This window comes from Microbacterium sp. T3-8 (assembly GCF_055398145.1).
Map to the genome: position 1 here is coordinate 282,929 of NZ_AP027918.1, position 18,134 is coordinate 301,062.

14 protein-coding genes are annotated in these 18,134 nt (G+C 69.8%); 5 read left to right on the top strand and 9 right to left on the bottom strand.

Going from position 1 to position 18,134, the window contains the following annotated elements; genetic code table 11:
- The first annotated feature begins 196 nt into the window (after positions 1–196).
- Positions 197–838, top strand: a complete 642-nt coding sequence (locus ACZ5Y9_RS01410; protein ID WP_464472053.1) for a Pr6Pr family membrane protein — start codon at positions 197–199, stop codon at positions 836–838.
- Between the two features lie 130 nt (positions 839–968).
- On the opposite strand, the gene ACZ5Y9_RS01415 is transcribed toward ACZ5Y9_RS01410, so the two are convergent.
- The 5 genes from ACZ5Y9_RS01415 to ACZ5Y9_RS01435 all read right to left on the bottom strand — a co-directional run bounded on the left by ACZ5Y9_RS01415 (position 969) and on the right by ACZ5Y9_RS01435 (position 6,240).
- Positions 969–1,358 carry a DUF779 domain-containing protein gene (locus ACZ5Y9_RS01415; RefSeq protein ID WP_464472054.1) on the bottom strand — a complete coding sequence of 130 codons (390 nt, stop codon included), beginning with the start codon at positions 1,356–1,358 and terminating at the stop codon, positions 969–971.
- Positions 1,358–2,908: an acetaldehyde dehydrogenase ExaC gene (gene exaC, locus ACZ5Y9_RS01420; protein WP_464472055.1), complete on the bottom strand. Its 1,551-nt coding sequence runs from the start codon at positions 2,906–2,908 to the stop codon at positions 1,358–1,360. The genes ACZ5Y9_RS01415 and exaC overlap by 1 nt, the downstream gene beginning before the upstream one ends.
- A gap of 108 nt (positions 2,909–3,016) precedes the next feature.
- Complete coding sequence (locus ACZ5Y9_RS01425) at positions 3,017–4,339, bottom strand: GAF domain-containing protein (RefSeq protein ID WP_464472056.1); 1,323 nt, start codon at positions 4,337–4,339, stop codon at positions 3,017–3,019.
- A gap of 144 nt (positions 4,340–4,483) precedes the next feature.
- The gene (locus ACZ5Y9_RS01430) at positions 4,484–5,911 is read right to left on the bottom strand and encodes a CCA tRNA nucleotidyltransferase (protein ID WP_464472057.1); all 1,428 of its coding nucleotides are present in this window, start codon (positions 5,909–5,911) and stop codon (positions 4,484–4,486) included.
- 35 nt (positions 5,912–5,946) lie between these two features.
- Positions 5,947–6,240 (bottom strand): hypothetical protein, encoded by a 294-nt coding sequence (locus tag ACZ5Y9_RS01435; protein ID WP_464472058.1) that lies wholly within the window; start codon positions 6,238–6,240, stop codon positions 5,947–5,949.
- A gap of 73 nt (positions 6,241–6,313) precedes the next feature.
- Between ACZ5Y9_RS01435 and ACZ5Y9_RS01440 the strand changes: the two genes are divergently transcribed.
- Both ACZ5Y9_RS01440 and ACZ5Y9_RS01445 read left to right on the top strand, forming a co-directional pair.
- Complete coding sequence (locus ACZ5Y9_RS01440; RefSeq protein ID WP_464472059.1) at positions 6,314–8,110, top strand: alkaline phosphatase family protein; 1,797 nt, start codon at positions 6,314–6,316, stop codon at positions 8,108–8,110.
- A 21-nt stretch (positions 8,111–8,131) separates the two neighbouring features.
- On the top strand, positions 8,132–8,608 hold the full coding sequence (locus ACZ5Y9_RS01445) for an ASCH domain-containing protein (RefSeq protein ID WP_464472060.1): 477 nt from the start codon (positions 8,132–8,134) through the stop codon (positions 8,606–8,608).
- A gap of 93 nt (positions 8,609–8,701) precedes the next feature.
- Here ACZ5Y9_RS01445 and ACZ5Y9_RS01450 read toward each other — a convergent pair whose 3' ends face one another.
- From ACZ5Y9_RS01450 to ACZ5Y9_RS01465, 4 genes are all read right to left on the bottom strand, one after another.
- Complete coding sequence (locus ACZ5Y9_RS01450; RefSeq protein ID WP_464472061.1) at positions 8,702–10,714, bottom strand: MSCRAMM family protein; 2,013 nt, start codon at positions 10,712–10,714, stop codon at positions 8,702–8,704.
- A gap of 60 nt (positions 10,715–10,774) precedes the next feature.
- On the bottom strand, positions 10,775–11,425 hold the full coding sequence (locus tag ACZ5Y9_RS01455) for a dihydrofolate reductase family protein (protein ID WP_464472062.1): 651 nt from the start codon (positions 11,423–11,425) through the stop codon (positions 10,775–10,777).
- A 148-nt stretch (positions 11,426–11,573) separates the two neighbouring features.
- Positions 11,574–12,632, bottom strand: a complete 1,059-nt coding sequence (locus tag ACZ5Y9_RS01460) for an LLM class flavin-dependent oxidoreductase (RefSeq protein ID WP_247624067.1) — start codon at positions 12,630–12,632, stop codon at positions 11,574–11,576.
- A gap of 29 nt (positions 12,633–12,661) precedes the next feature.
- Positions 12,662–14,143, bottom strand: coding sequence for a DUF7059 domain-containing protein (locus ACZ5Y9_RS01465; RefSeq protein ID WP_464472757.1), 1,482 nt, complete (start codon positions 14,141–14,143; stop codon positions 12,662–12,664).
- Positions 14,144–14,266: 123 nt separating this feature from the next.
- Here ACZ5Y9_RS01465 and ACZ5Y9_RS01470 point away from each other — a divergent pair, with 123 nt between their 5' ends.
- The gene (locus tag ACZ5Y9_RS01470; RefSeq protein ID WP_464472063.1) at positions 14,267–16,435 is read left to right on the top strand and encodes a DUF6049 family protein; all 2,169 of its coding nucleotides are present in this window, start codon (positions 14,267–14,269) and stop codon (positions 16,433–16,435) included.
- A complete protein-coding gene (murJ, locus tag ACZ5Y9_RS01475) occupies positions 16,432–18,048 on the top strand; it encodes a murein biosynthesis integral membrane protein MurJ (protein ID WP_247633426.1) in 1,617 nt (538 codons plus the stop codon). Before ACZ5Y9_RS01470 ends, murJ begins: the two co-directional genes overlap by 4 nt.
- Positions 18,049–18,134: the final 86 nt, after the last annotated feature.

Sequence of the window (18,134 nt, forward strand, 5' to 3'; positions counted from 1 at the left end):
CTCTGCAGACGGCTGTGCCGTCAACGCCTTCGCCTGCTGGGGACAAGCGGTATATCGGCGGTTGCAAAAATGGTATTCCGGACCACGTTGCAATTCGTTGCACAGTTATTCAGTCTTCACACCCATCGGTTCCTGAGCCTCGACCTGGGTCCCTGAGCTTGTCGAAGGGTCCCCCACCCTCACTAGGGTGAACGTCATGCCCGACGCACCCGCACCCGTCCCCTCGCGCGCCGTCGGCCTCACCCGAACCGTCGTCGGGCTCTCCGTCATCACCGTGCTCGTGCACACCTATCTGCTGGGCATCAGCGCCGGGCGCACGAGCCTGATCGACTACTTCGGATACTTCACGACCCTCACGAGCCTGCTCACGAGCGCCCTGCTCCTCGCGTCCGGAGCGCTCGCGCTGCGCGGTCGACGGCATCCGCTCTGGTTGTCGTACGCGCGCGGAGTCGCCGTCACCTGCATGCTGCTCGTGGCCGTGATCTACAACCTGATCGTGCCGGGAACCGGATCGGCGCCGGCGTGGGTGAGCGTGGTGCTGCACGCCGTCTTCCCCCTGCTCGTCGCGCTCGACTGGTTGCTGATCCGCGACCGCCCGGTGCTGGCCTGGCGACACCTGTGGGTCGTCACGGTCTACCCGCTCGTGTGGATCGTCGTCGTGCTCATCCGCGGCGCGACCGACGGCTGGGTGCCGTACGGATTCCTCCTGCCGTCGCACGGCCCCGCCGTGCTGGCGGCACATGTCGCCGGGCTCCTCGCCGCCCTGCTCGCCCTCGGCGCACTGGTCTGGCTCGCGAGTCGCTTCCGTCTCGTCCGCCGCAAGAGCCCGGGGCCCTGAGCCCGTCGAAGCTGCGCCCCCCCGCCGTATCCGTTCGGGAGGATTTCTCGCGCTCGGCAGGATCGAAACGGCGGATGCTTCCTGCGGAGGGCGAGTTCTCCTCCGCTGCTGCACGCGGGCCCCGCGAACCTCACGCCAACCCGAAGTACTCCAGCTCCTGGTCGTCGAGCATCCGCGACCGGATCAGGAACCGCATGCCGGTCGGCCCCTCGACCGAGAACCCGGCACCGCGCCCCGGCACGACGTCGATGGTGAGGTGCGTGTACTTCCAGTACTCGAACTGCGACTCCGACATGAAGACCTCGACCTCTGCCTCCAGCCCGACGTCGAGACTCCCGAGCTGCACGTCGCCCGGCCCGGTGAGGAACATCCCCACCGGGTAGCACATGGGCGACGAGCCGTCGCAGCATCCGCCCGACTGATGGAACATGAGCGGGCCGTGCTGCACCGTGAGGTCGCGGATGAGGGATGCCGCAGCATCCGTCACCGCGACCCGCTGGTAGGTGCCGATGTCGACCATCAGAAGAAGCCCATCGGGCCCTCCGCGTACGAGACGAGGAGGTTCTTCGTCTGCTGGTAGTGGTCGAGCATCATCTTGTGGTTCTCGCGACCGACGCCCGACTGCTTGTACCCGCCGAACGCGGCGTGCGCCGGGTACTGGTGGTACGTGTTGGTCCACACGCGCCCGGCCTCGATCGCCCGACCCGCGCGGTAGGCGATGTCGCCGCTGCGACTCCACACCCCCGCGCCCAGCCCGTAGAGGGTGTCGTTGGCGATGTCGATCGCGTTGTCGAAGTCGTCGAACGAGGTGACCGACAGCACCGGGCCGAAGATCTCCTCCTGGAAGATGCGCATGTCGTTGGTGCCCTCGAACACGGTCGGCGCCACGTAGTAGCCCTCGCTGAGATCGCCGCCGAGGTCGACCCGCTCGCCGCCCGTGAGCAGCCGCGCACCGCCCTGCTTTCCGATGTCGATGTAGCTCAGGATCTTCTCCAGCTGATCGTTGGATGCCTGGGCGCCGATCATCGTCGCGGGATCGAGCGGATTGCCCTGCACGACCTTCCCGACCCTCTCGAGCCCGTCGGCGAGGAATCCGTCGTAGATCGATCGCTGGATGAGCGCCCGCGACGGGCAGGTGCAGACCTCGCCCTGGTTGAGCGCGAACATCGTGAAGCCCTCGAGCGCCTTGTCGTAGAACGGGTCGCTGGTGGAGCGCGCGACGTCTTCGAAGAACACGTTCGGGCTCTTGCCCCCGAGCTCGAGCGTCACCGGGATGAGGTTCTGCGAGGCGTACTGCATGATGAGCCGGCCGGTCGTCGTCTCGCCCGTGAACGCGACCTTGCGGATGCGCTTGTGCTGCGCGAGCGGGGCGCCGGCCTCGATGCCGAAGCCGTTGACGATGTTCACGACGCCGGCGGGCAGCAGGTCGCCGATGATCTCGAACAGGAACAGGAGGGATGCCGGTGTCTGCTCGGCCGGCTTGATGACGACGCAGTTGCCCGCGGCGAGCGCCGGGGCCAGCTTCCACACGGCCATCAGGATCGGGAAGTTCCACGGGATGATCTGCCCGACCACACCCAGCGGTTCGTGGAAGTGGTACGCGACGGTGTTCTCGTCGAGCTGGCTGATACCGCCCTCCTGCGCCCGCAGCACACCGGCGAAGTAGCGGAAGTGGTCGACCGCGAGGGGGATGTCGGCGGCGAGCGTCTCGCGCACCGGCTTGCCGTTCTCCCACGTCTCGGCGACGGCGATGCGCTCGAGGTTCTGCTCGATGCGGTCGGCGATCCTGTTCAGGATGACCGAGCGCTCGGCGGGACTCGTCTTGCCCCAGGAGGCGAAGGCCTTCCAGGCGACGTCGACCGCGCGGTCGATGTCTTCACCGGTGCCCCGGGCGACCTCGGTGAACGGCTTGCCGTTGACGGGGCTGACGTTCTCGAAGTACTGGCCCTTCGCGGGTTCGACGAACTCGCCGCCGATGTAATGGCCGTAGCGGGGGCGGTAGTCGGCCAGGGATCCCGGCTGACCCGGGGCGGCGTAGGCAGTGGACACGTCTTCTTCGACGATGGTCATCGTGACTCCTCGGGCTGGGCCGCGCCTCGGTGCGCGGCTGTCCTCCGACGGTAGGTCGCGCGACGTTGCACCCGGGTGCGCAACGTTGCGCCCGGTTGCGGATGCTCCTCAGGCCTGCGCGCGCTCGAGTCGCTCGATCCGGGCGACCAGTCCGGGCCGCTTCGGCGAGCGCGCCGGCAGCATCTCGAGCGCGAGGCGCAGCGCCTCGGCATCCGACTGCCCCTCGGGGATCTCGGCGTACGAGAGCAGCACGTCGAGGCTCGCCTCCGACAGCATCGCCTCCCGCAGCGCCGCCCGCACCGTCTCACGGAACTCCTCGACCCCGGGCGAGGTCGACTCGGGCAGCACCGGGCCCCGGTAGGCGGTGAGCGCGACCCGGTGCGCGCCGCGGTCGAGCAGCGACATCACGTCCTGTGCGTCGGTGTCGAGGGTCACGGGCAAACGGTACGGTCTCGACTCGGGCACCAGCTCCGGCATCCGCTGTTCGAGCACTTTGCGCAGCCGCACCATCTCGGGGCGCAGCGTGTCGGGCGAGACGTCGGCGCCGTAGACGAGCTCGGTGAGGCGCTCGGCCGACAGCCCCTGCCGGTGGACGGCGAGCATCAGCAGGATGGCCGCGTGGCGGGCGCTGAGCTCGATGACCGATTCCTCATGATCGGATGCCGTCTCGAGCCGTGCCCTGTCGCGACCGAGTACGTGCAGGGTCGCGCGCGCCGCGGCGCGGGTGCGCGTCGGCGCAGGGTGCACCCGGGGCGCCACCTCGGCCCGGGCGCGCAGGCGGGTGATCAGCAGTTCGGACTCGACGGCACGGGCGGTCGCATCCACGAGCAGTCGCGCCTGCGGGGTCACGACCTCCGAACCACCCGTGATGTCGATCACTCCGAGCACGCGCTGCGTCTCGGGGTCGCGCACCGGTGCCGCCGTGCACGACCACGGGTGCACCAGGCGGTTGTAGTGCTCGGCGCCGCGGATCTGCACCGGCTGTCCGAGGGCGAGCGCGGTGCCCGGGGCGGTCGTGCCGACGGCACCCTCCGCCCAGTTCGCGCCCGCGACGAAACCCATGTCGTCGGTGAGGCTCTGCAGCTGGCGGTCTCCCTCGATCCACAGCAGTCGACCGGCCTGGTCGCCGATCGCGATCACCACTCCCGCGTCTTCCGGAGTGCCCGGCAGCAGCAGGCCGCGGATCGTGTCCATGACGGCGGCGAGCGGGTGCGCACGCCGATACTCCTCGAGCTCGTCGAGGCCGAGTTCGAGCGCGGGCGGGCTCTCGGGGCCGACGCGTCCGCGCCACGACCGCTCCCACGACGCCCGCACGAGCGGGCGCACCTGCTGCAGGCGCTGGTCATCGAGGTTGCCGGCGAGCAGCTCTTCGTGCGCACGCTCGATGATCAGGCGAGAGGCCTCAGGCGAAGACTGCCACTGCGACGGCACAGGGACTCCGTTCCTCGGGGGTGGAGCGTGCTCCCAGTGTAGGAGCCGAGGTCGCCCGTGGGAACCCTCCCACGGGTGATCGAGGAGGTTCTGCCGCGAGGCGAAAGACCGTCCGCCGCCGCCACCACCGCCCGCCTCGGCGGCTCAGGCGCGCGCCGCCCACCAGGCGCGCAGACGCTCCTCGGCGACCTCCGGACCGAGCACGCCCTCGTCGAGGCGCAGGTCGAGCAGGAACTTGTAGGCCTCGCCGACCTCGCGACCGGGACGGATGCCGAGCACCTCCTGGATGCGGTTGCCGTCGAGTTCCGGACGCATCGCGTCGAGCTGCTCCTGTTCGGCGAGCGCCGCGATGCGCGACTCGATGTCGTCGTACGCCGACGACAGTCGCGCCGCCTTGCGCTTGTTGCGCGTGGTCACATCCGCACGGGTGAGGATGTGCAGGCGTTCGAGCAGGGGGCCCGCATCGCGCACGTAACGGCGCACCGCGGCATCCGTCCAGGCGCCCTCGGCGTAGCCGAAGAACCTCAGGTGCAGCTCGATGAGGGTGGCGACGGCATCCGTCGTGGCGGTGTCGAACCGCAGGGCCTGCAGGCGCTTGCGCGCCATGCGGGCGCCGACGATGTCGTGGTGGTGGAACGTGACCGCTCCGCCGTCTTCGAGCTTGCGGGTGCGGGGCTTGCCGATGTCGTGCAGCAGAGCCGCGATGCGCAGCGCCACGTCGGGCTCGGCACCCGGATGCCGGGAGTGCTCGAGCGAGATCGCCTGGCGCAGCACCGTCAGGGAGTGCTCGTAGACGTCCTTGTGGTGGTGGTGCTCGTCGACCTCGAGCTTGAGGGCGCTCACCTCGGGCAGGAACTCATCGATCAGTCCGGTCTCGACGAGAGCGCGGATGCCGCGCACCGGGTCGTCGGTCTGCATGAGGCGTACGAGCTCGGACTGGATGCGCTCGGGGCTGACGATCTCGAGCGTCGACCGCAGCCGGGTGATCGCGTCGGCGGTGTCGTCGTCGATGCGGAAGTCGAGCTGCGCGCTGAACCGGGCGGCCCGCAGCATGCGCAGCGGGTCGTCGCCGAACGAGACGTCGGGGTCGGTCGGAGTGCGGAGCACTCCCGCGATGAGGTCTTCGACCCCGCCGGTCGGGTCGACGAGCTTCACCGAGGGCACCTGCAGCGCCATCGCGTTGACGGTGAAGTCTCGGCGCACCAGGTCGGCGTCGATCGTGTCGCCGAACTCGACGGTGGGCTTGCGCGTCACCCCGTCGTAGCTGTCGGCGCGGTAGGTCGTGATCTCGACCTGCTCCTTCTGCACGCGCGCACCGATCGTGCCGAACGCACGGCCGATGTCCCACTGCGCGGTCGAGATCGGGGTGACGATGCGCAGGATGTCGTCGGGCCGAGCATCGGTCGTGAAGTCGAGGTCGTGGGTCGGACGCCCCAGCAGCGCATCGCGCACGGGACCGCCGACGACGGCCAGGTCGAACCCGGCATCCGCGAACGCCGTGGCGAGGGTGCGCACCACCGGATGCGCGGCGAGCGCGCCGAGACGGTCGAGGCCTTCGGCCATGTTGAGCATGGGTTCCAGCGTAGTCGGGCGGTGTGGTCGTGCCCTCAGAACAGCGGGTTCTCGCCCCGCGCCCGGTCGATCGCCTGCACCCGGCCCTGGATGAGGCGCAGCAGCATCATGCTCAGCACGCCGCCGCCGATCACGGCCACCGCGACGAGGAACCAGATGCCGACCTCGGGGTCGATGAGCTCGAACCCGTAGATGAGCACTGCTCCGAGAAGCAGGACCGGCCCCTCGATCAGCGCGAACGTGATGAAGAGGCGGGTCTGGCGCGAGAGGTACTCCTTCTCGACGGCTCTGACCCGTGCATCAACCGAGGAGTCTCCCGCGTGGCTCATGCATCCACGGTACCGATGCGACGGGATGCGTTCCAGCATTCCGCCGCCGACGTCCCCGCCATAGGATCACCCCATGGCCGACGACAGCACCCCTCCCCCGGCATCCGATCCCGCATCCGACCGGAATCCCGACGCCGCCCGCACCCCGTCGCGGCGCGGGTTCCTCAAGATGGGTGGGGCCGCGTTCGCCGGCGCCGTCGTCGGCGGTGCGGCCGGAGCGGCCATCGGGGCATCCGTCGCCGCGCAGAACTCGCGCAACGGGTTCGCGTCCGAACCCGACCCCTTCGCCGCCCTCACCCCGCGCAGCGAGCCCGGGTTCGACCACCTCGTGGTCGTCATGGGCGAGAACCGCTCCTTCGACAACCTGCTCGGCTACCTGTACTCGCAGCAGACGCTGCCGGCCGGCGAGACGTTCGAGGGGCTCGCGTTCGGGAAGCACAGCAACACGGCATCCGATGGCACCGTCGTCGACGCCCACGTGTACACCGGCGACACCGATCGCATCATGAGCCTGCCCGATCCCGACCCGGGCGAAGAGTACCCGCACGTCAACACGCAGATCTTCGGCACGGTCGACCCGAAGGGAAACGCCGATCTGTTCGTCGACGAGATGACCGCCCCGTTCAACGCCCCGACGCACGGCGAGAAGGCCACGATGTCGGGGTTCCTCGAGGACTACATCATCAACTTCCGTCGCCTGCGCAAGGGCACGGAGCCGAAGCCCGAAGAGGCCGCGCACATCATGGGCTCGTTCTCGCCCGAGATGCTCCCGGTGCTCTCGACACTCGCGAGCGAGTTCGCGGTCTTCGACCACTGGTACGCCGGCGTGCCCTCGCAGACCTTCTGCAACCGCTCCTTCTTCCACGCGTCGACCTCGCACGGCTTCGTCACCAACCAGGCAGGCGGCGGCTACAAGAAGTGGCTCGACGCTCCCGCCGCCCCGACCGTCTTCAACCGGCTCGAAGAGAAGAAGGTGAGCTGGAAGATCTACATCGACAAGCTGCAGCTCGTCTCGTTCACCGGGATGCTGCATGCCGCCGTGCTCGAGAAGTACTGGCGCACCGACCACTTCGGCACGATGGAGGACTTCTACGCCGACACGAAGAACGGCACCCTCCCCGCCTACGCGTTCATCGAGCCGCGGATGGTCTACGACCACAACGACTTCCACCCGCCGTTCGGCTCGCCCCGCGAGAGCACGGTCGACGGAGAGCCGGTCTACGACAGTGCGATCTCCGACGTGCGCGCCGGCGACCGACTCATCCACGACATCTACGAGGCCGTGCGCACGAGCGCCTCACCGAAGGGGTCGAACGCGGTCAACACCCTGCTGCTCATCACCTTCGATGAGCACGGCGGATGCTACGACCACGTGCCGCCGCCCGCCGCGACCAAGCCGACCGCCGGCACCGGTGCCGGCGAGATGGGGTTCACCTTCGACCGCCTCGGATGCCGCGTTCCCGCGATCGCCGTGTCGGCGTACACGAAGCGCGGCACGATCGTGCACGACGAGATGCATCACGGCACCGTCACCGCCACGCTCTCGCGGCTCCACGGATTGAAGCCCCTCAACGATCGCGACGCCTCGGCGAACACGTTGTTCGAGGCCATCAACCTCGATCAGCCGCGGCATCCGTCGGACTGGCCCGTCACGACTCCCGCCTACACGCCGCCGAACCCCGAGGAACTCGAGCCGAAGCCGGGAGACCCCTCCGGCATGAAGCCCCTCACACCGCCCGCGCGGGGACTCCTCGGACTGCTGCTGTCGCGCTATGGAAAGCCCGGAGAGCCCGACCCCGAGACGTTCGCCGACGCCTATCGCCTGCTGCACGAGCACGGCGAGGAGCTGTTCGGGCCGCCCACCTCCTGATCGGATGCCTAGGCTGAGGTCATGATCACCGCCGACCCCACCGCCCTCGCCTCGTTCTGGGATGGGGTGCGGTCGGAGCATCCGGAGCTTCCCACCGCCGTGCCCCTGGCCTGGGCCTTCGGCGCGACCCCCGCGCACGCGGATGACCTGCTGGCTCTGGTGCTCGAGGGCATCAAGACGGGCACCGCCTCATCGGTCTGGGACTACGAAGCAGCAAGCGATCCACTCCCCGTCGAGGGCGAGCTGAGCATCATCCTCGACGGCACCGGAGCACCGCGCGCGGTGATCGAGACGACGAGCATCCGCATCGTCCCCTTCGACGAGGTCGAGGCCGCGCACGCCCACGCCGAGGGTGAGGGCGACCGCACGCTCGAGTACTGGCGCACCGCGCACGAGCGGTACTGGCGCGCGCACTCCGAGAATCCGCGGGGTTTCGCGCCGGATATGCCGGTCGTGTGCGAGCTGTTCCGGCTGCTGCACCCGGCCGGGCGTCCATAACTCCGGAGAAAACTGCTTCAGCACTCCGAACACATCGAATCCGGCCTTGAACACCCAAATTCTCAGGACTTGTGAACGCGAAGAACGGATGCCTCACCCCTCGTCGCGCCCGCGCGCCCGCCGACGCGACACGATGAGCAGCGTCGCGCCGAGCAGCAGCACGACCGCTCCGCCGGCCGCCCACGCGAAGGTCTCGGGGCCGAGGCCCGTACCGGGGAGCGTTCCGGTGCCCGCACCACCCGTGCCCGGCGCCGGCGGTGCGACGGGCGTCGTCGGCGGGTCAGGATCCGGCGACGGGCTGGGCTCGACCACGACCGCGGCGAGCACGAAGTCCTGGGCGATGACGGTGCCGCCGCCCTGTGGCAGGAAACCGAACGAGCGGCGCGCGAAGTCGACCGCCTGCGTGCCCTCGGGCGGGACGACCGTCAGGACGTAGTCTCCCGGCGCGAGACCGCCGAGGCTGTAGGAGCCGTCTTCCGCCGACACGAGCAGCCGCGTTCCACCCGGACCCTCGAGCGTGAGGGCGACCCCGGCGACCGGGGCACCCGATGCATCCCGCACGGTTCCCGAGAAGCTCCCCAGCAGCGCGAGCTCGAAGTTCACGTCGGTCAGCGACTCACTGCCGAGCTCGACCGTCGCGCTGGTGGGTCCGAGTGGCGCATAGCCGCTCGGCGGCGCGATCGTGACCGTGTAGTCACCCGGGGGAAGGCGCGGGATCGTGTACTCCCCGAGCGGGCGGGTCACGGTCGTCGCGACGATGTTCCCGTCGGGGTCGGTGACGGTCACCACCGCCCCGCTCACGCCGATACCCGTCGCCGGCGATGTGACGACGCCACTCAGATCGGCGTTCGTCAGCAGCACGAAGTCTTCTTCCGGCGGGATGGTGATCGGTTCCTCACTGTCCTCCGGCACCGAGATCGAGCGCGTGTCGGCGGCGGTCGAGAAGCCGCCCGGTGGGATGACGCGCACCACGTGGTCACCGACGGGCACGGTGTCGAAGAGGTACCGCCCGTCCGACTCCGTGATCGCGGTGAGCTCGGTCCCGTCGACGACCACGGTGACCGCGCCGACACCGTTGCCGCTCTCGTCGACCACCCGTCCGGAGACCGCGACCGGCACGATGTCGCGCACGACGAAGTCGACGCCGACGGCATCCGTCTCACTGAGGTCGACGGGTCGGGTCGAGGGGCCTTCCGCGATCTTTCCCTCGGGTGCGCTCACTCGCACGGTGTACCCGCCGCTGCCTTGGATGCCGGGGAAGGAATAGGTGCCATCGGCGCCGGTCGTCGTCGAGGCGACGACCCGACCGTTCGCATCGGTCAGTATGAGATCCACATCCGCTTGCGGTGCATCGGCGTCGTCGACGACGGTTCCGCTGACGTCGCGCGCGAGCGAGGCGAACCACGTCTGGTACACCGGCAGACCCGAGCGGCGGGTGAAGACGAAGCTCAGGGTCGTGATGGGAGCGGAGGGTTCGAACCAGGCCGCCGCACCCGAGGTGTCGACCGCACCGGCGTTGCCGGTCAGCGTGAGGGTCGTGTCGTCCCAGGTGGGCACATCGGTGGCCGATCCGGTGCATGACGGCTTGCCGACCACGCCGGGAGCGCAGTAGTTGAAACCGCCGCGGAACCCGAGCTCGTCGGCGGTGAGCGCCTGTCCGTCGGGACCGGTGGCCTGGATGCGCACTGCGTCGGCGTCGATGTCACCGAGCACGAAGGTCCAGCCTGCGGTGGGTGTCGGGTCGAGGAAGGAGTACGTCGTCGTCGACGATCCGGTGGGGGTGTCGGCCTGCGGGCGCAGGTTCAGATAGGGCTGGTCCCGGCTGGATCCGTACTTCGCGCCGACGGGGGTGCCCTGCGAGAGCCACGTCGATGCGCCCGAGATCACTCCGACCTGACCGGAGCGCGAGGTGCTGGTGACGATCGCGACCATGGACGGGTCGGGGGTGATCTGCACCGAGGTCGAATACGCACCGCTCGTGCCGGTCAATGGCTGCCAGGTCGCCCACTGCGTCGTGGTCGCGGCGGACGCGGGGCTCGCGACCACCGCGACAGCAGCCACCAGGGCCAGGACTCCGATGACGATGCTGCTTCGCTTCGCGCGCATGGCGCCAGGCTACATCGGTATACCAGCGAGGCGAAGAAAAACTTCCGCCTCGGCCGGCCGTCAGTTCGCGCGCGAGAACGTCAGGTGCACGACCCCCGACTCGGCCGTCTCCGACGCGACGGAGTATCCGGACTCGAGTCCGCGCAGGTCGTCCCACAAGCGGATGCCGCTGCCGATGAGGATCGGGGTGATGCCGACGTGCAGCTCGTCGACGAGACCCGCGCGCAGGTATTCGCGCACGGTCGTCGCTCCGCCGCCCACCCGCACGTCTGCGCCCTCCGCAGCCTCGACCGCGCGTCGCAACGCCTCTTCGGGCGCCGCGTCGATGAACTCGAACGACGTGCCGTTCGCGAACTCGATGCGCTCGCGCGGGGTGTGCGTGAGCACGAACACCGGCGCGTGGAAAGGCGGCTCGTCGCCCCACCAGCCGCGCCAGTCGGGGTCGTCGGGGTTCGCGTGCAGACCGAACATCCCGGCGCCCATGATCTCGGCGCCGATGTTCTCGAAGTAGCGTGCGGCGTACTTCTCGTCGACCCCGGTCGTGCCCGCACCGCTCGTGTCGTGGAACACCCGCTCACGGAACGTGCGCGTCGCGGCATACGCCGCCGTGAGACGACCCCAGTCCTCGCCGAACGGATTTTCCGGGGTCTGGTCGGTGGTCGTGGCGAAGCCGTCGAGAGAGATGTTGAGATCGACGCGAACGCAGGTCATGGGGTCTCCGATGTCCGAGGAGCGGATGCCGCGGCATCCGACACGGCGAACCCACTGTCGACCATCCCGCGCGCCGTGTCAACGGCCGGCCGGTCCCGGCGAGCGCCCACCCTCGACGCCGAAACCCGCCACCCGCGCCCGACGCGTCTCAGACGACCGGGTCGCCCTGCACCGGCCCCTCGGTGTTCGGCTTCCAGCCGAGCGCTGGCGCGACGTGCTTCGCGAACGACTCGAGCACGTGCAGGTTGTATGCGGGGCCGAGCTGGTTCGGGATCGTGAGCAGCAGGGTGTCGGCGGCCATGACGGCGGAGTCGTTCTTCAGCTGCTCGATGAGCACGTCGGGTTCGGCGGCGTAGGTCTTGCCGAAGGTCGACCGGTAACCGTCGATGATGCCGATCTGGTCGCCGCTGTCCTCGCTGCGCAGACCGAAGTACGCCCGGTCCATGTCGGTGATCAGCGGGAAGACGCTGCGGCTCACCGAGACGCGCGGCGAACCGGTGTGACCGGCCTCTTTGTAGGCCGCACGGAACAGCGCGATCTGCTCGCTCTGGAGTTCGTGGAACGGCACGCCCGTGGCCTCGGTGAGCAGCGTCGAGCTCATCATGTTGAGGCCCTTACGCCCCGTCTCCTCGGCGGTCGCCCGCGATCCCGACCCCCACCAGATGTGGTCGCGGAGCGTGGGCGACTGCGGCTCGATCTGCAGGTAGCGTCCGGCGCCGACCATCCGAGGGTCGCCCGGGGCGAGGCCCTCGCCGTCGATCGCGCGCAGGAAGAGGTCGAACTTCTCGCGGGCCATCACACCGCCGCGCTCGGGATCCTCCTCGTCGTGGAAGCCGAACGTCTCGTAGCCGCGCAGAGCCGTCTCGGGTGACCCACGGCTCACGCCGAGCGCGATGCGTCCGTCGGCGATCAGGTCGAGGGCGGCCGCCTCCTCGGCGAACTGGAACGGGTTCTCGTAGCGCATGTCGATCACGCCGGTGCCGACCTCGATGCGCTTCGTGCGCGCGGCCATCGCCGACAGCAGCGGCATGGGCGAGGCGGCCTGGCGGGCCCAGTGGTGCACGCGCACGTAGGCGCCGTTCACCCCGATCTCATCGGCGCCCTCGGCGATCTCGATGGTCTGCTTCAGCATGTCGCCCGCGGTGCGGGTCGCCGAACCCTGGACATCGGCGTAGTGACCGAACGAGAGGAATCCGAAAGCCTTCATGGTGTATTCGAACGCATGGATGCCGCGGGTTATTCCGCCGCGAGGAACCCGTCGATCAGCAGCGCCCGGATGCGCGGCTCCAGCTCGGCCCAGAGATCGGCGAGCGGAACGTCGAAGAGGTCGGCGAGGGCCGCGGCGATCTGCCCGACCGTCAGCTCGCCGTCGCAGGCGCCCACGAATGCGGCGAGCGCCGGGTCGACGTTCACCGTGCGTCCGAAGCCGCCGCCCTGACGCAGTTCGATCACGCTGGGGTCGTCATTGCCGGGCAGCAGGTGCCGGGCCTCGGTGACATCGGATGCCGTGACGAGGGTCGCGGGAATTCCGCTCGCGAGCAGGTCGTGCGCCACGAGTCCGCGGCCCAGCGCCTCGCCCACACCCGACACGGCCTGGCCGACGTGCTCGCTGCGTCGGAGCACGGGGGCGTCTCCGCGACGGATGAGCACGTATCCGAAGCCGATCGCGGTCACCCCGCGTGCGGCGAAGTCGTCGAGCCAGGCGGTGAGCAGCGGCGTGAACTCCGCATCGCGCGGGGTGGTGCCGCCGTCGCGGATCCACAGCTCGGCGTAGGCGAGGGGCGAGAGCTCCTCCCGCTCGACGACCCAGAGGTCGAGGTCGCCCGGCACCCAGGCGTCCAACCGCGCCAGGCCCTTCACCCCGTCGCGCGACTCCCAGTTGCCGAGCAGCTGGGCGCTTCCGCCCGCGGTGAGGAAGGCGGGTGCGGTGCGCACGAACTGTTCGACGAGCGCGTCTCCGATGAGTCCGCCGTCGCGGTACTCGTACTCGGGCACGCCCTCGGTGCGCGGCGTGATGACGAAGGGCGGGTTCGAGACGATCAGGTCGAAAGCCTCCCCCGCGACGGGCTCGAACATGCTGCCCAGACGGAACTCGATGTTGCCGATCCCGTTCAGTCGTGCGTTGAGCTCGGCGTAGGCCAGGGCCCGAGAGGAGATGTCGGTCGCGACGACCCGTCCGGCACGGCGCGATATGAGCAGCGCCTGGATGCCGCATCCGGTGCCGAGGTCGAGCGCGCGCTCCACCTCGATCGGCACGACGATCTCGGCGAGGGTGCGCGAGGCGCCGCCCACTCCGAGCACGTGGTCGGCGGGCAGCGCGGTGCCGAGCGCGACCTCGTCGAGGTCGCTCGCGATCCACCACTCCCCGACCCCGTCCGCGTCGACGAACGACTGCGGGCGCAGGAGCGCGGTGGGCGTGACGACGGTGTCGGATGCCGTGGCGAGACCGAGAGCCGTCAGCCCGTCGACGCCGAGACGTGGAAGCGCCTCCTCGACGGAGCGTCGCGGCTGCGGCATCCCGAGCACGAAGAAGCGCCCCAGGGTCGCGAGAGTTCTCTCGTCACCCTCGATCGCGCGCAGGATGGGCTCGCGCATGCCGCGGGCCAGGGCGTCGTCGGCCTCTTCGCCCCACAGGCGGCGCAACGGTGCGGAGCGCAGGTCGGCGGCGTCGAGGTCGGCGGCGAGCGAAGCGCATCCGAGCGGGTCGGGAACGGGCATGGCAGAGGCGGACACGGCCGTCACTCTACGCGTCTTCAGGGTTCTCCTCCGGCGCGCCTTCTAGAATCACAAGGTCAGTACTCACGATTCCGCCCTCTTCCCGGGCGTTCGAGGAAGACCTTCATGACCGCGAGCACCCCCGACAGACGCCTCCGTGCGCGTCTTCGGCGACTCACGAGCGCGGCGGCCGCGTTCGCCCTCGCGGCCGGTCTCGGCGCGCTCGCGTCTCCGGCGATGGCGGCCGACGGCGACGACGAGACGACGGATGCCGGCATCGTCGAGCTCTCCGTCGCGATCGGCTCGCACGGCAGGATCACCCCGGGTGCGTCGGCCACGGCATCCCTCTCGCTGCAGAACGACACCGATGCCCGCCTGTCGACCGGCACCGTCACGGTCGAGATCAACCGCACTCCGCTCTCCGACGGCACGGCCGTCTCGACCTGGCTCGATGAGACGTCGGCGCCCGGAGAGTTCGAGACGCTCGGATCGAAGGCGACGGATGCCGTCGAGGCGGGCGGCTCCGATCGCGTCTCGGTCGACATCCCGCCGGAGTCCCTCGCCGAGCTCGCTCCCGGTGTCTATCCGATCCGGGCGGGACTGAGCGGAGCGAGCACCGGCACGGTCGGCAGCGATGACTTCGTGTCGCGCAACGTCTCGGCCGACAGCGTGCTCGTCGTGACCGCCGATGCCGTGCAGGTCGGGGTGATCGTGCCCATCACCGCGACTCCTGCCGACGGCGTGCTGCTCACGGCCGACGAGCTCGCCGAGCTCACGGCGGCCGACGGGGCTCTCACGGCTGCTCTCGAGGGCGTCTCGGGCACGGCGGCCGTGATCGCCATCGACCCCGCGATCGTCGCGGCGATCCGGGTGCTCGGCACCTCGGCGCCGGCGAACGCGACCGATTGGCTCGAGCGCTTCGACGATCTCCCCAACGAGCGCTTCGCCCTGCAGTTCGGCGACGCCGATGCGACGGTGCAGGCGCAGGCGCAGCTGCCGGAGCTGCTGCAGCCCACGACCCTCGCGCCCTTCGTGAACCCCCTGAGCTTCCCGAGCACCCCGGCGACGGCCACGCCGACCCCCGGCACCTCCACGCCGTCTCCGACGCCCTCCGCGACCGACGCGCCCGTGCTGCCCGACGACGAGACGCTCACGACCATCGACGACGCCATCGAGGGAATCGTCTGGCCGTTGGCGGGCGCCCGCTCCGAAGACCTCGCGAGGTTCACCTCCTACTTCGGCGGCGAGGTCACGACGATCGTCTCGTCGTCCGCGACGGATGCCGTCGACACCGCGCACGCGACGACCGACGGGCACGACCTGCTCGTCGTCGACGAGGCGATCTCCGCCGCGATCTCCGGTGCCGCGGGCGAATCGGCTTCGGGCGCCCGGCAGCGCTGGCTCGCCGCAGCGAGTGCACAGCTCTACTTCGCCGGGCAGGCGGCGCCGCAGGGCCCGCTCCTGGTCGGCCTCGACCGCGACGAGACCCGAGACGCCGCAGCGCTTCGTGAGGCGATCGCCGCGGTCGACTCCCCCGGATTCGACCTGTCGTCGGTGCGCTCGGCTCCTGCCGCGGGCGTCGCCCTCACCGGTGCCGTCGACGACCTCCGCGTCAGCGCTCTCCAGAACATGCTGGTCGACGAGGGCACGCTCGCCACCTTCGCGACGATCCTCGACGACCCCCAGGTGCTGCTCGGTCGGGAGCGCATCCGCGTGCTGCGCGAGATCGCGGTCGGCGTGCCCGAGACGAAGTTCAGCACCAACGTCGCCGTGCACCGTGCGGCGACGAACGACACGCTCCACGCCGTCAGCATCCCCCCGTCGAGCACGATCCAGCTGCTCAGCGCCAACGCCGACCTCCCGTTCAGCGTGCGCAACGACCTGCCGTGGCCGGTCAATCTGCGCCTGACGGTCGCGCCCACCGACCCCCGCCTCGAGGTGCAGGGCAGCAACGAGGTCGTCGTGCAGGCGAACTCCAGCGCCCGAGTCAAGGTTCCCGTCTCTGCGCGCGTCGGCAGCGGCGAGCTCGATCTGCGCCTGAACCTCTACAGCCCCACGGGGGCACTGATCGACGGCCCGCAGACGGTGCGCGTCGCGGTGCGCGCCGAGTGGGAGACGATCGGTCTCGTCATCTTCGGCGGTCTCGCCGTGCTGCTGATCGTCGGCGGTGTGATCCGCACGGTGCTCCGTCGACGTCGGGAGTCGTCGGTCGCGGGTGGCGAGACGGATGCCGCGATCGATGCTCCGGCCCAGACCGACGAGGACATCGACGCCGGAGAGAAAGAAACCACGTGAGCAGTCTCGGGCGCGCGAGCGCGATCATCGGCGCCGGCACCCTCGTCTCCCGCATCACGGGGCTGCTCCGCAGCATCGTGCTCGTCGGGGTACTCGGATCGGTCGCCTCCGAGGCGGCGGACGCCTTCACCTACGCGAACCAGCTGCCGAACAGCGTCTTCTCCCTGATCTCGGTCGGCATCCTCACCGCGGTGATCGTCCCTCAGATCGTGAAGGCCACCGCGGATGCCGACGGCGGCAACGCCTTCATCTCGAAGCTCTTCACCCTGGGCACGGTCGTGCTCGTGGTCGTGACCGCGATCGCCACCGCGGCCGCGCCCTGGCTCGTGCACCTCGTGGCCGGCAAGGCGAGCGATGATGCGCTGGCGCTGGCCACCGCCCTCGCCTACTGGTGCCTGCCGCAGATCCTGCTCTACGGTCTGTACGCGATGCTGGGCGAGGCGCTCAACGCGCGCAAGATCTTCGGTCCCTTCACGTGGGCCCCCGTCGTCAACAACATCGTCTCGATCGCCGGCTTCCTCGCGCTCGGCGCCCTCTTCGGCCCGGTCTCCACCCGGGCCGCCGACTGGACGCCCGAGATGATCACCGTGCTCGGCGGCACCGCCACGCTCGGCATCGCGCTGCAGGCCCTCGTGCTGCTCGTGTTCTGGCGCCGCACGGGACTCGCCCTCAAGCCCGACTTCCGCTGGCGCGGTGTGGGTCTCGGCAACGTCGGTCGGCTCGCCGGATGGACGTTCCTCATGGCGTTCGCGAGCCTCGCGGCCGGCATGTACCAGGGCTACCTCGTGAGCGAGGTGTCGGGCCTCGGGGCCTCGGCCACCGTGACCGCCAACGCCTGGCTCATCTTCATGCTCCCCTACTCGGTGATCGTGCTCTCGATCGGCACCCCGTACTTCACGCAGATCAGCGCGCACGCGGCAGCCGGACGAGACGACGAGGTGCGCGCGGACATCGCGCAGAGCATCCGCACCCTGCTGTTCTTCATCGTCGCCGCCACCGCCGCCGTCGCCGCGGCCGCGATCCCCGCCTCCCGCGTCTTCACCGACAACGCCGACGACGCCCAGGCGGCCGCCCTCGTGCTGATCGCCTACCTGTTCGGCCTCATCCCGCTCACGATCCTGTTCATCGTGCAGCGCACCTTCTACGCCTACGACGACACGCGCACGCCGTTCTGGTTCACGATCTTCCAGTGCGTGCTCATCGTCGGCACGGCCCTCGGGGCTCTCGGCCTGCGTGAGGCGGGCATCATCCCGCTCACCTCGCTCGCCGCCGCCGTGGCCCTCGGCCAATCGATCGCGAGCATCGTGCAGACGATCGTCGCCACCTGGCTGCTGCACCGCAAGATCGGCGGCCTGCAGATCCGCTCCTGGATGGCCGCGATCGGCCGCTTCGCCCTCGCCGGCATCCCCGCGGGCTTCGCCGGATGGGGCGCCTTCGTGCTGCTGGGCGGCGTCGACGGCTGGACGATGGCCGACAAGTTCCAGGGCGCCCTCGGTACCGCGATCGTCGGACTCGTCGTCGTGGTCGTCTACCTCGGCATCCTCGCCCTGCTCCGCGCTCCCGAACTGAAGGCCGCCGGAGCCCTCGCCCGTCGCTTCCTGCCCGGTCGCTGAGCGTCTCCCGTCGCGGGAATGCCGCGCGGTTACCATGGGTTGAAGCTGTCGGACATCATTCGATGGCATTGCAGTTCTCACAGGGA